This is a genomic window from Ruegeria sp. HKCCA0370 (assembly GCF_013033705.1).
GTDB lineage: Bacteria > Pseudomonadota > Alphaproteobacteria > Rhodobacterales > Rhodobacteraceae > Ruegeria.
This window is the reverse complement of record NZ_WQEP01000005.1, coordinates 269,007-283,983: the sequence shown is the minus strand read 5'-3', so window position 1 is coordinate 283,983 and position 14,977 is coordinate 269,007. Positions and strand designations below refer to the sequence as shown.

Annotated in this window: 15 protein-coding genes and 1 tRNA gene; 9 read left to right on the top strand and 7 right to left on the bottom strand. The window is 55.2% G+C overall.

The genetic code is table 11. The annotated features are described in order from the left end of the window. Positions 1–199 precede the first annotated feature (199 nt). From GOW31_RS13240 to GOW31_RS13230, 3 genes are read right to left on the bottom strand one after another with little or no spacing between them, the layout of a single operon-like run. Positions 200–550, bottom strand: coding sequence for an antibiotic biosynthesis monooxygenase (locus tag GOW31_RS13240; protein WP_171170669.1), 351 nt, complete (start codon positions 548–550; stop codon positions 200–202). Between the two features lie 12 nt (positions 551–562). After that, the gene (locus GOW31_RS13235; RefSeq protein ID WP_171119610.1) at positions 563–1,333 is read right to left on the bottom strand and encodes a nuclear transport factor 2 family protein; all 771 of its coding nucleotides are present in this window, start codon (positions 1,331–1,333) and stop codon (positions 563–565) included. A 38-nt stretch (positions 1,334–1,371) separates the two neighbouring features. Next, positions 1,372–2,166, bottom strand: coding sequence for a VOC family protein (locus GOW31_RS13230; protein ID WP_171170667.1), 795 nt, complete (start codon positions 2,164–2,166; stop codon positions 1,372–1,374). A gap of 104 nt (positions 2,167–2,270) precedes the next feature. Here GOW31_RS13230 and GOW31_RS13225 point away from each other — a divergent pair, with 104 nt between their 5' ends. After that, the gene (locus GOW31_RS13225) at positions 2,271–3,152 is read left to right on the top strand and encodes a LysR family transcriptional regulator (protein WP_171119608.1); all 882 of its coding nucleotides are present in this window, start codon (positions 2,271–2,273) and stop codon (positions 3,150–3,152) included. A 304-nt stretch (positions 3,153–3,456) separates the two neighbouring features. On the opposite strand, the gene GOW31_RS13220 is transcribed toward GOW31_RS13225, so the two are convergent. Beyond that, on the bottom strand, positions 3,457–4,614 hold the full coding sequence (locus tag GOW31_RS13220) for an AraC family transcriptional regulator (protein ID WP_171170664.1): 1,158 nt from the start codon (positions 4,612–4,614) through the stop codon (positions 3,457–3,459). A 50-nt stretch (positions 4,615–4,664) separates the two neighbouring features. Here GOW31_RS13220 and GOW31_RS13215 point away from each other — a divergent pair, with 50 nt between their 5' ends. Both GOW31_RS13215 and GOW31_RS13210 read left to right on the top strand, forming a co-directional pair. Then, on the top strand, positions 4,665–5,999 hold the full coding sequence (locus GOW31_RS13215) for a DUF1254 domain-containing protein (protein ID WP_171170662.1): 1,335 nt from the start codon (positions 4,665–4,667) through the stop codon (positions 5,997–5,999). A 32-nt stretch (positions 6,000–6,031) separates the two neighbouring features. Further along, entirely contained in the window at positions 6,032–7,525 is a 1,494-nt protein-coding gene (locus GOW31_RS13210) for a DUF1254 domain-containing protein (RefSeq protein ID WP_174829437.1), read from the top strand. Positions 7,526–7,985: 460 nt separating this feature from the next. On the opposite strand, the gene GOW31_RS13205 is transcribed toward GOW31_RS13210, so the two are convergent. Further along, positions 7,986–8,072: transfer RNA gene (locus GOW31_RS13205), tRNA-Leu, on the bottom strand. A 141-nt stretch (positions 8,073–8,213) separates the two neighbouring features. Between GOW31_RS13205 and GOW31_RS13200 the strand changes: the two genes are divergently transcribed. Next, positions 8,214–8,873, top strand: coding sequence for a DsbA family oxidoreductase (locus GOW31_RS13200; protein ID WP_171170660.1), 660 nt, complete (start codon positions 8,214–8,216; stop codon positions 8,871–8,873). A gap of 39 nt (positions 8,874–8,912) precedes the next feature. Then, a complete protein-coding gene (gene lipB, locus GOW31_RS13195) occupies positions 8,913–9,569 on the top strand; it encodes a lipoyl(octanoyl) transferase LipB (RefSeq protein WP_171170687.1) in 657 nt (218 codons plus the stop codon). Between the two features lie 315 nt (positions 9,570–9,884). Here lipB and GOW31_RS13190 read toward each other — a convergent pair whose 3' ends face one another. After that, positions 9,885–10,826 carry a cation diffusion facilitator family transporter gene (locus GOW31_RS13190; protein WP_171170658.1) on the bottom strand — a complete coding sequence of 314 codons (942 nt, stop codon included), beginning with the start codon at positions 10,824–10,826 and terminating at the stop codon, positions 9,885–9,887. 83 nt (positions 10,827–10,909) lie between these two features. Between GOW31_RS13190 and GOW31_RS13185 the strand changes: the two genes are divergently transcribed. Continuing rightward, the gene (locus GOW31_RS13185) at positions 10,910–11,332 is read left to right on the top strand and encodes a helix-turn-helix domain-containing protein (protein ID WP_171170657.1); all 423 of its coding nucleotides are present in this window, start codon (positions 10,910–10,912) and stop codon (positions 11,330–11,332) included. Here the strand turns inward: GOW31_RS13185 and GOW31_RS13180 are convergent, their stop codons facing one another. Then, positions 11,333–11,752, bottom strand: a complete 420-nt coding sequence (locus GOW31_RS13180; RefSeq protein WP_171170655.1) for an HIT family protein — start codon at positions 11,750–11,752, stop codon at positions 11,333–11,335. Positions 11,753–12,057: 305 nt separating this feature from the next. Between GOW31_RS13180 and ctaD the strand changes: the two genes are divergently transcribed. From ctaD to GOW31_RS13165, 3 genes are all read left to right on the top strand, one after another. Then, positions 12,058–13,716, top strand: coding sequence for a cytochrome c oxidase subunit I (gene ctaD, locus GOW31_RS13175; RefSeq protein WP_170346621.1), 1,659 nt, complete (start codon positions 12,058–12,060; stop codon positions 13,714–13,716). A gap of 122 nt (positions 13,717–13,838) precedes the next feature. Next, a complete protein-coding gene (locus tag GOW31_RS13170) occupies positions 13,839–14,438 on the top strand; it encodes a 2-hydroxychromene-2-carboxylate isomerase (RefSeq protein WP_171170653.1) in 600 nt (199 codons plus the stop codon). Between the two features lie 44 nt (positions 14,439–14,482). Further along, positions 14,483–14,974 (top strand): DUF2244 domain-containing protein, encoded by a 492-nt coding sequence (locus GOW31_RS13165; RefSeq protein WP_171119599.1) that lies wholly within the window; start codon positions 14,483–14,485, stop codon positions 14,972–14,974. The last annotated feature ends 3 nt before the right edge of the window (positions 14,975–14,977 follow it).

The window sequence follows — 14,977 nt, the reverse complement described above, 5'->3', positions numbered from 1 at the left end:
CTGATCGCATCAAGACGGGACATCCCTTCCCCATCAGAACTTCAACCTGCCGTAACTTCGAGACAATCTCTTCGGGCCTCGGTCGCTTGTTTGCCATTCTCAGTCCTCCGTTTCCTAAACATAACGGTGGACCCGTTCAGTTGGGGAGGCTCAGTGTACAGCACCCGTAATTCCTACGGATGCTGTGGAGGTTTATACGCTATCGCGCCAATTCATAGCGTTTCATCGACATTGAGGTTGCGTCGATCATACTCATGAACTTCTCGGCTGCTTGGGCGGAAGCAAAACTGTCCATCGACGCTTGCGCGGCCTCCGCGCTTTCCCAGTTCACCACGACAGCCCATTTGCCGTCCGCGAAGGCCGCTTGGCGTGAGATGAAGCCGGGCTGCTGGCTGACATGCTCTTCTTCGATGGCCTTATCGACCGGCTCGAATTCTTGTGCCGTGACACCTTCTGCGAGGTTCATAGTCACGATCTCAATTACACCAGCATCCTGCGCCATGGCTATACTTCCCAGCATCATCGTTAGAGTGATCAAGAACGTTTTCATGTTGCCGTCCGATCAGAACTTGCCGTTGTCATGGGCCATCTCGGATGGGATGTCTGCGATCACATCCCAGTGCTCGACGATCTTGCCGTCCTCAACGCGGAACAGGTCATAGAACGCGGTCGGTACGCCGCCCAATGTGCCCTCGGATGCGGTGAAGACAAAATTACCCTCGGCCACAACCATGTGCACATCGGAATAGATCATCTGGATGCCCTGATCCGCCATCGCCATCAAAGCGGCGCCCAGACCGTCCAGACCATCAGCGATCTGGCTGTTGTGCTGAATGTAGGTTTCGGCGGACAGGAAGTCGGTGATCCGATCAGTTTCACCACCTTTCAGGATGGTTTCAACGAAATCCGCGACCAGCGCTTTGTTCTCTGCTGTCCTGTCCAGATCAGTGATGTCGGTCGGGCCATCTGTTTGCGTGTGACCGGAAGGGTTTGGCGGGGCGAGCGGAGTCAGATTGTCCCAATGCTCTGCAACCTTTCCATCTTCCACGCGGAAGACGTCGAAGCCAACCAACGTATCTGCGCCAAAAGCCTGCGCATTGTTGTAGGTCGTGTGCAAAACAACCATGTCCCCTTCGGCGATCACGCGGTGAATGTTCACTTCGACCCCACTGTCCTTCAAGCCTGGAATGAAGCCAAGTATGGGGGCTGCACCTGTCGGCACGGCGGGGTTGTGCTGGATGTAGTCCGGCGCCAGCAGTTGCTGCGCTGCGGATGGGTCGAAATTGATAAAAATGGCTTCAACAGCCTCCAGTACGAGTTCTTTGGGGGTCATTGATTTTCTCCTTGTTTTGAAGCGGTGGTGATAGGAATTCACGCGGCGCGGGCTTGCGTCGCGGTGATTTTGAATTCGGTTCCCCACGGGTCGATCAGGCGACCAGGGTTTAGGCTTTCAGGTCCCGCCAGAAGTTCGACACTCGCGAGGCCTGTGCTCCATTCTGTGCGCTTCTTTGCCCCTTTGGATTGCCATTCGTTGACAGCAAGGTGATGGTGGTAACCGCCTGAACCGAACCAACGCGCCGAGGGCAGTTGGAACGTCTGCACCATTCCAATGGCCTGAGTAACAAATCGCGCGGCCTCATCCACGTCTCCAACACGCAGATGGACATGTCCGATGACAGTGCCGCTAGGCGCGCCGTGCCACGGCGTGGCATTTTGCTTCAGCGAATTCAGTTCAAGCGGTTGCGTTGTCATTTGCACTTGCTCGCCGCTGCGCTTCCAGGTCTCGCGCGGCAGGTCCCGGTAGATTTCGATGCCATTCCCCTCCGGATCACTCAAATAGAGAGCTTCGCTAACGCCGTGATGTGATGCGCCATCAAGTTGGAGTCCGCGCTCCTCTACATGGATCAACCAAGCGGCGAGGTCCTGCTGGGTTGGCAGCAAGAAGGCAGTGTGAAACAGCCCGGCTTCGCGCGGGAAAGGCCTGGCTTTGCGGTCCTGGCGGAACTCGATCAGTGTCCCGTTGCCGGTCCCCAGACAGGCGGTTTCGCCGTTGCGTTCGATCAGGCCAAGGCCAATCACGTCTTCATAAAACGCGGCCATGCCATCAAGGTCGCGCACTGTCAGGGCAACCTGACCAATCGAGATCGGGGCATGTGAACTTGCCATGTTCTTGTCTCCTGCGTTTGAGCTTGAGAAGAACTTAGATGTGGCTTTTGCTCGCTGAAATGGCGATAATTGAGAGTATGTATCGTCATTCTGGAGATAAATGATTGGACCGGATTGATGGAATGCGAAGCTTCGTGGCTGTCGTGGAAACCGGTTCCTTCGCTGCTGCTGGGCAACGCTTGGGGATTTCGAACAAATTGGTGAGCAAGCGTGTCGCCGGGCTCGAAAACCTGCTTGGCATGACGCTCCTTCACCGGACCACGCGCTCAATGTCTCTGTCTCACGAAGGAGAAAAATACCTGGAAGGGGCGCGACGTGTGCTTGCCGAGCTTGAACAGCTGGAAGCCGAATTCGATACTTCAGGTGGTTTGAAAGGTGTTATTCGCGTTGCGGCACCCCTCACCTATGGCGACACCGCGGTGGCGGTAGCCGCAACTCGTTTTGTTGAAAAACACCCGAGTGTCACGGTCGAGCTGGACCTGTCAGATCACTATGCTGATCTGGCCAAGGGTGGCTTTGACATTGCAATCAGGATTGGGAACCTTGATGACTCAAGCCTGATTGTCCGCAAGCTGGGCGAGACGCACATGAAGGTCGTGGCTGCACCGGCCTATCTTGCAGAGCATGGCACGCCTTCACATCCCGCTGAGCTTTCCGAACACATCTGTATCAGGGATGCGAACAACCCCGAACCGAACCGCTGGCCGTTTCAGGTCGAAGGCCAAACCATACAAGTGCCCGTATCCGGGCCGTTTCTCGCCAATAGCCCTCCTGCCTGTCTCGTGCCAACACGCGCAGGGCGGGGTATCTTTATCTGCCCCGATGTATTCCTCGGGGATGACCTGGAAACAGGGCGGTTGGTCGAGCTGTTCTCTGGAATCCACTCCCGCACGCTCCCGATCCAAGGTGTCCATTTGCCATCAGCTTTTCGCAAACCGCGCGTGAAAGCCTTTGTTGAATTCATGAAGGCCGAAATCAGAGCTTAGGTTCGTCAAAGATTTCGTTCAGAGTTGTTGCACGAGTACCCACTTTTGATAGGCGAACAAAGTGACGCTAAAAAAACTTGGTCGTGCGGTTAAAGGGCGCTTTTGGATTAAACTACAAGAAGGCGCTTGATAACCTGGCGGCGATGATTGCTTAGAAGGTTGAGAAATGGGGCGGTGATGCCGCTATCTCGCTCCTCTTAAGACGTCGGGCAACGATGCTCGAAGTTGCCGTTTCCTTCTTCTTCCATCAGTGACGAGTGGCAGCCCATACAAGACCTTCTAATCGAGAACTCTGTGTCCTATTTTATTTGCGATAAAGAGTGCTTCTGAATTCGGTGGGTGAAATGCCCATTTGCCTTTTAAATGACCGGCTAAAATTATTGGACGTTTCATATCCCAGCGCGGTAGCGATGTCGGATACCGCTTCCGTTGGTAAAGCCAAAAGTTCAGTCGCGCGTTCTATGCGGACTCTATTGATAATATTACGATAACGTCCACCCTCCGCTTCAAGCCTACGCTGAAGGGTTCGCACTCCTACATCTAGAGAACGCGCAATTGAATCAATCGAAACCGCATCATCATGAAGTTGCTGGCGCGCGAGTTCTGCAACTCGTTCAGAAAGCGTCTCAGGAGGTCCTCCCAGACGCTCCCTAGCTATGTCGTCGACTGTGGTTGGATTTTCGGCGTTGGGTCGACTTGAGCGGCTGGCGTGCAAACAACACCAATCAAACTCGATCCCCAACCGCGGCGCGTCCCAAATAACCGGGCACCTAAACACATCTTCAGCTTCGTTCGCGTTCGTCACTTTGTGGAAATTCAACAGAACGGCACGCGGCGTCCAATTCGCTCCGAGATAAGCTTTAAAAATACTAAGAATGACTCCTATCGCGGAGAAGCCGACATCGGGATAGGCGCGGTGAGATTTAATACCAAAATCGTAGCAATACCTGGCGGGTGATCCAGGGCTTTCCAACCATGCCCTATCTGTGGACGAGTGAAGCGGCATCACAAAAGAAGCACGATTGAGGGCCGTACCCAAGTTCGGGGCCGAAAGAACATAGCGCCCCCATGCGCCGTACTCTGCGACAGTCAGGTGAGGAGACCAAAAAAGACCGATGTTCTTTAGCCCGGTTGACCAAGCCGCTTCGTGTATGAACGTCGCCAGCGAATGAGCCGAAATATAGCCGGAACGTTCATCCACGAATTTATACGACAGTTCGGCTGCCCTCATCGCGGCGATAAGCCTTCTCTCCCCTGCCACATCCAAGACAAACTGCGGCATTGCTCCAAGTGCTTTCGCCGAAATCATTGGGGGTAAGCTCATGCCAGATTGTCTCGCTTCTACAAGTCCGCTGTCGTGAAATGATACGCATCCCATTTGGCTTTGTGCAATAAATTCACATCCAAGCATACGTGGAGAAAGCAATGTCGAATAACGTTCCCAGAATTGGATGCCTTTCAACTTGGGCCACCGCTGCGATCCTGTTTTTACCCATTAGCGCAAGCGCCGAGATGTCAGACGCACAACGGAACCTGATCGAACGTCGCGCGTGTGAAGCTGCAATTTGGGGCATGCCGGCGGTCGGCGTTTATGACATCGAACTTGCAATCCAGCGCGATGCCGGCGCTGATCGGGGCGTTATCGCCTATATGAGCGAGCCAATGGACAGTCGCCACGGCTTTCTAACGGCCAACGATGTCACGCCCTATGTATTCGGCGGCGGAATCACTGTTGACGAGCCTGTAGTCATTGATGTGCCCCCTGCCGGTGATAAGGCGGCCTTCTTTGGAACCATCGTGAATGCCTGGCAAGTCCCGCTGGCAGACGTCGGAACGACAGGCGAAGATGCGGGGGAAGGTGGCAAATACCTCATCCTTCCGCCTGGTTACGACGGAGACGTACCGTCAGACGGGTACTACGTTCACCAGTCCAACACCTATGGCGTTCATTTTGCTTTCCGTCCAGTTGCAAAAGATGGCGGCACAAGCGCAGACCAGGCCGCATATGCCCAAACGCTCCGAGTCTATGCCTTGTCGGATGCGGACAATCCTCCGGCAACACGGTTCATCGACGTAAAAGAGAACCCCATCAACACGCTGCCTGTATACGACATGACTTTCTTCACTGATCTGAATGCGGTCATTCAGCGCGAGCCTGTTTTGGAGCAAGACAAGGTAATGATGGCGATGCTGGCGTCTCTGGGCATTGTGCGAGGCCATCCTTTTGAACCTGACGAGGAGACACAAGCGGCCATGCTGGATGGTCTCCAATGTGCCTACGATACGATGCAAGAACACTTCATAACGCGCTCTGTCGTGCCTTTGTGGGAAGATCGCCAATGGGGTGTCTGGGCATTCGCCGAAGGCCAACCGGAAGCCGGATTTCCCTATGTTACGACAGATATGGTTTTGATCGACGACCGCGCGGGCGGGTCATATTCTTGGATCACTTACCTGCCCAAAAAGCTCGGTGGAGGCACGTTCTACCTGACAGGTTTAACCGACAGTGATGGCGCCATGCTCAACGGTGAAGATACCTACAAACTGACAGTTCCATCAGACACGCCCGCCGAGGATTTTTGGTCCGTCATTGTATACAGCATGAAAACTAAGGGCTTTGTAAAAGGCAACGAGCGGGTGGGATTGGCGACGACTGACCTCCCTGACATACAGGTTAACGAAGATGGCTCGGCTGACGTGTATTTCGGCCCAATTGCTCCGGATGGGCTGGAAAGCAATTGGATTCCGACCGGCGAGGACTTTTTCTTGCTTTTTCGTCTCTATGGACCAGCTGAAGGCTGGATAGAAAGCGGTTGGAAACTACCCGATCTGGAAAAAGTGAATTGAATAGTAGACTTATCCCACTAGGAGAAAACGGTATGAAAAGACTGATGTTCGCAGGTGTAGCCGCATTGTCTCTTGCGATCCCAGCCTTAGCACAGGAATACAGTGCAAACGTCCCCGACAGCATCATTGTGCCGGACACAGTGGAAACACGTTTTGGTGCGTTGGAGTATTTCGATGGACTTCCAACGCCAGAAACCGCGAAGTTGTCGTACAACGCGCTTAACTTCGTGCGGGGTATGCAGATTTTCATGGATGGTATGCCCGCCGCATCGACCTATGCGATGTGTCATGGTCTTGAAGAAGGCGCTGGGGTTGATCCGATGAAAATCGGCATCTTTGAAGATTTGTATAACGCGCGTTCGCTACTGCTGACACCCAACACGACAACAATTTATATATTGAACTGTACCGATCTCTCCGAAGGTCCGGTGGTATATGAAGTGCCCGAAGGTATGCTGGGTTTCGTGAACGACGCATACATGCGATACGTCACCGATATCGGTAATGCTGGCCCTGACGAAGGCAAAGGCGGAAAATTTCTGATCGTGCCTCCCGGATTCGAAGGGGATTTGCCGGAAGAGGGCTATTTTATCGTTCAGCCACCAAGCTATCGTAACTGGTTTTTGCTTCGTGCGTTCTACGGGGATGACGGTGTTGAAGCGGCGGTAAAACGGGTCAAAGAAACTTTGCGTGTCTATCGCTGGGAAGACAGAGAGAACCCACCAGAGCAAGAGTTCGTGAATCTAACGGACAAACAGTTCAACACAATCCACGCAAACGATTTCAGCTTTTTCGATGAAATGAAAGCCGTCGTCGATAGCGAAGCCGAAGGTGCGCTGCCGGAAGAGTTGATGGGCGCAATGTTCTCGATAGGGATTCGCAAGGGAGAGCCTTTTGAACCTGATGATGAACTGAAGTCCTTGCTGAGCGAAGCCGTGGCACTTGGCACTGCTGCCGCGAAATCTCTTAACTTTGCCCCACGATCCCGCGCACCTTTCTACTATGACGACGGGTATTGGAAGACCGCGTTTGTCGGGGGCAATCACGAGTTCCAAGCCGGTGACGTCAAAATTCTAGATGCGCGGACTCTGTTCCACTACTACGCGACCGGAATCACACCTGCGATGGTCGCTCAAAAGGTAGGGGTCGGATCGCAATACGCACTCGCGAATCGCGACAGCGATGGAAACTACTTCGACGGCGGTAAAACTTACTCGGTGACAATTCCCCCAAACCCGCCAGCAAAAGACTATTGGTCATTCGTTGTCTACGACACGCAAACCCGTTCACTTCTCGAAACGGACCAGAAACTTGCAGGGGTCGATAGCAACCAACCCACTTTGGAAGCAAACGAGGACGGCAGTTTTACGGTTTGGTTTGCGCCAGAAGCGCCAGAAGGCAAAGAGGGCAATTGGATACAGACAATGCCCGGAAAATCCTGGTCCACGGTTCTAAGACTCTACGGTCCTTTGGAGCCTTGGTTTGAAGGAACATGGCGGCCCGGTGAGATCACACTAATCGAGTAGATCCTCGCTATCTTGGAGTAGTTTCAAAACAACGAAAAAGGCGACGTGTACTGACAACGTCGCCTTCCCTCTTGCGACCGTTCTGGATCCTCGTACTCGGTTGAGTGCTTTTTGCTTCCGGATTTCACCAGTTCAAACATCAGTTTAAAGAACACCTTCAACTATGGATTATGAAAGGTTGAAGGCAAATCGCTGCATAGGTGCGGAAGTGAAATATTGGCAACGCCAAATAGGCCGATAACACACGGACCAATCATTAGGTTCTAAACGTCGAATAGAGGAAAATTACTCAAACTTTGCAAAGTCAGCTTTCTGCGCATTTCAGTCACTATGTCAGCAAGCAGCTGCTATCGATTTTTTCCGTCCACTTCTAGCGGGCACAAGAAGGTGGTCCAAGAGGTGGTCTAATTCTTAAAGGATTCAATTATAATATTGTAATAAAACAATTATTTCAATTTTTTGGTGCGGTCGAGAAGACTCGAACTTCCACGGGAGTTACCCCACAGCGACCTCAACGCTGCGCGTCTACCAATTCCGCCACGACCGCACTGCCAATGACTTGGTAAAGCGGCGTATAGACGTTGGTGCGCGCGATGTGAAGAGGCAAAAACGCAGTGGTTTAAATTCCTTCACCACGGGCTTATCTCTGCCACTGGACAACACGCCATTGACCTGACAGGAGCCGCCGATGCCCCCGCCCGAAAACCTCCCGATCGTTCAGATCGATATCGTCTCGGATGTTGTGTGCCCCTGGTGCATTGTCGGGTTTCGACAGCTTGACATGGCGTTGCAGCAACAGGGTGTCCTTGCCCGGCTTTGCTGGCATCCGTTCGAGTTGAACCCGGACATGCCACCCGAAGGCCAGAACCTGCGTGAACATATCATGGCGAAATACGGCTCGACCGCCGAGCAAAGTCAGCAGGCACGGGACAAGCTTACCTCGATCGGGGCCGAGCTCGGCTTTGCCTTTAACTTCGACGATGACAGCAGAATGGTGAACACATTCGCAGCGCATCAGTTGCTGGATTGGGCGGAATCAGTCGGCCGACAGCATCCTTTGAAACTGGCTCTGTTCGACGCCTATTTCACAGCGCAGCGGGATGTCTCCGATATGGATGTTCTGCTGGAAGTTGTTCGATCCATCGGACTGGACGCGGACACGGCGCGACAAGCGCTTGAAAGCGGAGAACACATAGCCCCGGTGCGTGAAAAACAGCTGTTCTGGACCAGCCGGGGAATTTCAGGCGTGCCATCCATGGTTTTTGGCGGGAAATACCTGCTGACCGGCGCGCAGGGTTCTGAAACCTATGCACAGGTGCTGCAACGTTGCCTGTCCGAGGCCGCCTGACCCCTTTTCTTGACCGATCCAGACGGATATGAGACCGGCATGGAATGGAAAATCACCGATGGTCTGACCAGCTATGACGACGCCGTTGCCTCTATGGAGGCGCGCGTCGCCGCAATCGCAAATGGCGAAGCTGAAGAATGTGTCTGGCTGCTGGAACACCCGCCGCTTTATACGGCCGGCACTTCGGCCAGGATCGAGGATCTGACCGACCCCGATCGGTTTCCGGTTTACGCAAGCAAACGCGGCGGCGAATACACCTATCACGGGCCCGGTCAACGTGTGGCCTATGTCATGCTGGATTTGAACAAACGTGGTCGCGACGTGCGTCAGTTTGTGAAACAGCTGGAGACCTGGGTGATCTCGGCGCTGGCGGAATTCAACGTGCAAGGCGAGATCCGTGAAGGGCGCGTGGGGGTTTGGGTTCGGCGTGATGACAAGCCGTTGACAGCGACCGGCAAACCGGCGGAAGACAAGATCGCCGCCATTGGTTTGCGCCTGCGCAAATGGGTCAGTTTTCACGGAATCTCAGTGAATGTCGAACCGGATCTGGAACATTTTTCCGGCATCGTCCCTTGCGGGATAAGCGAATACGGCGTGACCTCATTGGTCGACCTGGGCTTGCCGGTAACGATGGCAGACCTTGATGCCGCACTGAAAAAGACTTTCGCAGACGTTTTTGGCCCAGTGGCACCCTGAATCCATCTGTCGATCACTGCGCAGCGAATCGCTGCGCGCCACTGTTGCAAACAACAATCCCTGTGGCCGGCTGGCTCTGTTTCCCAGGCGTAAGGCAATTAACCCTGAATTCGGTGGATTTATGGAAGTCTTTAAGCATTTTTTAACTCAGGTAGATACAAAGGCCCCGTTAACGAGTAATATGGAACTGCCAATCAAGAGTGAGTGGTATGTTAACCGGTGATCCAGGGCTCGCCCTCGAAATCCGAGAAGTGTTTGGTTACGAGTCTGCCGTTCCGACCCCAAATCGGAACGGCAATTCTCTTTCAGGCACCGCTATTCTTCCTGGTGGCCAAATCGGGACGAACCGACGCAGGCGCGGCCAGCCTGTTCCAGTTCGAGCGTCGCATGCCCCACCCCGAAACGAACTTGCAGCGTGTGCCTGACACTGTCCCGTACCATTTCGGCATCTGACCACGCGTTCGCATCGATGACCAAATGCGCCGTCAGGGCGGGCTGCCGCTCCTGCATGCTCCACAAATGCACGTGATGCACTTCGGCCACCCCTTCCGTTTCTTCGATCGCCGCGGCAACCTGCTCTGGCTCCAGGTCGGGCGGAGCGCCCAGCATCAGAACGCGGACCGTCTCGCCTATCTCTTCTTTGACATGCCACATGATGTAGACCGAGATCAGGATCGTCACCGCCGGGTCCACCCATGTCCAGCCGAACAGGATCACTGCGGTGCCCGCTACGATCACGGCGATTGATCCCAAGGCGTCCGCAACATTATGGATGAATGCGGCCCGGATATTCATGCTATCCTTGGCCATGGTATACGTCAGAGCGGCGGTTACGAGATCGACCACCAATGCCAGCGCGGCGACCCAGACCACAAGCCATCCGTTGATCGGCTCGGGTTCAAAAAACCGCATGACGCCTTCGTAGAACAGGTAGACCGACAATACGATCAACGTAGTGTAATTGACCAAGGCCGCAACGACTTCGGCCCGGCCATAGCCAAAGCTCATCCGTGGATCGGCCGGACGCCGTGCGATCTTGCGGGCAAAAAACGCAATGATCAGCGCAACAGCGTCCGAAAAGTTGTGCAGCGCATCGGCAATCAACGCCAGAGAACCCGAAATGATGCCCCCGATGACCTGAGCCAATGTCAGGAACATGTTCACCGCAATCGCCCAGGCGACGCGCGCATCGCCAGCGTCTGGATCAATGTGGTTGTGCTGGTGACCATGCCCGGTGTGGGAATGCTGGTGTGCCATATCGTTTCATGTCCCTTGTTACGGCTTCCCAGAGCATGTAATTCCTCTAGCCACTAGAGGTTCAAGAGGTCAAAACCGGAAAAATGTATTCGATCGGGGACTTATCGCGCCGAACCGGAGTGAAAATTCCGACAATCCGGTTCTATGAAGACAAAGGCCTGTTACCCAAACCAGAGCGAACCGCGGGCAATCAACGCCGGTATGACGCAGCCGCGTTGAAACGGCTGATCTTCATTCGCCATTGCCGTGATCTGGGATTGCCACTGGCCGACGTCGTGGGCCTGCTGTCTCTTGAGGGCACCTCTGGCAGCGACCTTAACCGGGCGCACGAAATTGCCCAAAAACAACTGGCCGATCTGCGGGACCGAATTGCCCGCCTGCAAAACCTCGAAGCGGAACTGACCCGAATTTCAGCGGCCTGCGACGGGCAGCACGATCATGTCTGTGCCGTGCTGCACGCGTTTCAGGATCATGGCGCATGCATGGGCCCCCATGGCGCCGAATGATCAAGCGAGAGCGGCGCTGATCTTTTTCGCGTGTTCACCGATAAGCTCGAAATCCCCCATTTTGCCCGGCGGGCGCATGGAAACCCCTTCGTGGCGCGGCAGGACGTGGAAATGCAGGTGGAAGACTTCCTGCCCGCCTGCCGCCTCGTTGAATTGCTGAATCGTCACCCCGTCCGCGTCGAATGCAGACTTGACCGCCCGGGCCATCTTCTGCACCGTTTTTATAACCGCCGTCAGTTGCTCGGGCGTGGCATCCAGTACGTTGCGGCATGGTGTTTTGGGGATCACCAAAAGATGCCCGTCCACGCGAGGCATGATATCCATGAAAGCCAGCGTTTCATCATCCTCGTACACGCGCATGCACGGGATTTCTTCGCGCAGGATTTTGGCAAAGATATTGTCGGGGTCGTAGTCAGCCATCTCAAACCTCTGGATTGCGGGTGTTGGCACAGTTCTGAGACGCGCGCGGGCGACGGTCAAGGCGGAACTCTGCCAACGCCCATGCCGCATCGACAGTCCGGACTTGAATTCTCATCCGCCATGCCCAGATACCCCACGTTCAAAGCCGGAAAATCGTGCGGCACCCGCGTGCCCGCGACAATTAATCTTGATCCAGATCAAACTCGGCCATTGAAGGTCACCCCTTCGCATTCTAAAACCAGCAGGAATCCCGCGCGTTGGAGAGGTCCGACTGCGCGGTGCAGTTGCAACAGGAGGCACCTATAATGGCAGACGCAGCCATTCACGGTCACGACCATGAAGATCAGCGCAGCTTTTTCCAGCGCTGGTTCATGTCGACCAACCACAAGGACATCGGGATTCTGTACCTGGTCGTTTCGGCCCTTGCCGGTCTGATCTCGGTGGCGATGACCGTTTACATGCGGCTCGAGCTGATGCACCCGGGCGTTCAGTACATGTGCCTGGAAGGCTTCATGGCCGACCCATGTACCCCCAACGGACACTTGTGGAACGTGATGATCACCTATCACGGTGTTCTGATGATGTTCTTCGTTGTCATCCCTGCCCTGTTCGGCGGATTTGGCAACTATTTCATGCCGTTGCAGATCGGTGCGCCGGACATGGCGTTCCCGCGGATGAACAACCTGTCCTTCTGGCTGTATGTCGCCGGCACCTCGCTGGGTGTTGCCTCGCTGCTCAGCCCGGGTGGGAACGATCAGCTCGGCTCGGGTGTGGGCTGGGTTCTGTATCCGCCGCTGTCGACGACCGAAGGCGGCATGTCCATGGACCTAGCGATTTTTGCCGTGCACGTATCGGGCGCCTCCTCGATCCTCGGCGCGATCAACATGATCACCACCTTCCTGAACATGCGTGCCCCAGGCATGACCCTGTTCAAGGTACCGCTGTTCAGCTGGTCGATCTTCGTCACCTCATGGCTGATTCTGCTGTCGCTGCCGGTTCTGGCAGGCGCGATCACCATGCTGCTGATGGACCGCAACTTTGGCTTCACCTTCTTTGATCCGGCCGGTGGCGGTGACCCTATCCTGTATCAGCACATCCTGTGGTTCTTCGGCCACCCCGAAGTGTACATCGTGATCCTGCCCGGTTTCGGCATCATCAGCCACGTGATCGCCACCTTCTCGCGCAAGCCGATCTTCGGCTATCTGCCGATGGTCTGGGCGATTATCGCAATCGGCGTGCTGGGCTTTGTCGTGTGGGCGCACCACATGTACACCGTCGGCATGTCGCTGCGTCAGCAGGCCTATTTCATGCTGGCCACGATGGTCATCGCGGTTCCGACGGGGGTCAAGGTGTTCTCGTGGATCGCCACCATGTGGGGCGGCTCGATCGAGTTCAAGACACCGATGCTGTTCGCCTTCGGCTTCCTGTTCCTGTTCACCGTCGGCGGTGTGACCGGTGTGGTTCTGTCGCAGGCCGGTGTCGACCGTGCCTATCATGACACCTACTATGTTGTGGCACACTTCCACTACGTGATGTCGCTGGGTGCTGTTTTTGCGATCTTTGCTGGGGTGTACTTCTACTTCAGCAAGATGACGGGCCGTCAGTACTCTGAGTTCTGGGGCAAGGTTCACTTCTGGCTGTTCTTCATCGGCGCCAACCTGACCTTCTTCCCGCAGCACTTCCTGGGCCGTCAGGGCATGCCGCGCCGCTACATCGACTACCCCGAGGCATTTGCCCAGTGGAACTTCGTTTCGTCGATCGGCGCGTTCATCTCGTTCGCTTCGTTCCTGCTGTTTTTCGGGATCGTGTTCTACGCCCTGTTCCGTGGTGCGAAAGAGACACGTCCGAACCCGTGGAATGAATACGCGGATACGCTGGAATGGACCCTGCCGACACCGCCGCCCGAACACACGTTCGAGCAGCTGCCCAAGCAGGAAGACTGGGACAAAGGCCACGCGCACTGATCCCGATCTGATCCAAGGAAACCCCGCCCACGTGGCGGGGTTTTTCGTTTCCACCTCTGCCGGTTCGCCAAGTGTACCAAAATCCGCTATGATACCCGCACAGAACAGTCGGAGGATCGGCAATGCCGGAAATCGACTTTTGGTATTCAATCGGCAGCACTTACAGCTTCCTTACCGTGATGCGGCTGGACGACTGGTGCGCAGAACATGACGCCACCGTTAACTGGCGACCCTTTAATGTGCGCACGGTCATGTCAGCCCAGCAGAATATCCCGTTCGCCGGAAAACCCGAAAAATCCGCATATATGTGGCGTGATATCGAACGTCGCTGTGCCAAGTATCACATCCACGCCAGCCTGCCCGCACCCTATCCGATTTCCGATCTTGCCCTGGCCAATCAGGTCGCTCTGCTTGGTATGATGGACGGATGGGGCAAGTCATTTACCCAGAACCTATACCGCATCTGGTTCGAGGATGGCGTCGAGGCCGGCAGCGAAAGCGCCCTGTCCGAAGCTTTGCTACGGTGCCAGCAGGATCCTCGCCTGACACTGGCCCGCGCGCGCAGCCCGGATATCGTCACCGCGCTGGAAGCTGAAACAGACATCGCCGTGAAACTGGGTGTTTTCGGCGCCCCCAGCTTCGTGGTGAGGCAAGAGGTGTTCTGGGGCGACGACCGTTTGGATGACGCCTTGTCCTGGGCGCGTGTGGGCCACGTGGTCTGATCAAAATCCGTCGACATGAGGCGGCACTGCGATATGTTTCCGGTATGCCGTACAAATGGAATCAGACATCCGAGACCGAACAGGAACTGCGCCTCTGGCCGCATAACTCTCTGCCGCGACGTGGGGCGATGATTGCCATCCTGTCCGTATTTCTGTTCGGTTTGATCCCATTGTTGGCCGTGCTTGGGTCGGTCGTGTTGTGGGGCCTGTTACCGTTTCTGCTGTTGACGGTGCTTGGGCTTTGGCTGGCGATTCAGGCGAACTATCGCGCGCGCAGTGCGTTTGAGGTTTTCACCTTGTCCGGTTCACAAGCCCGCCTGGTGCATCACACTCCGGGCAAAGACCAACAGGAATGGTCGTGCAATCGCTATTGGGCACGACCTGAAATGTACGAAAGAGGCGGCCCGGTTCCACACTATGTCACGCTCGTCGGAGACGGGCGTGAAGTAGAAATCGGGGCGTTTTTGTCGGAAGATGAGCGCATCACGCTCTATGACGATTTGGCCAGGAAACTGCGCGACCCTGTCGCGCAGTAGGTG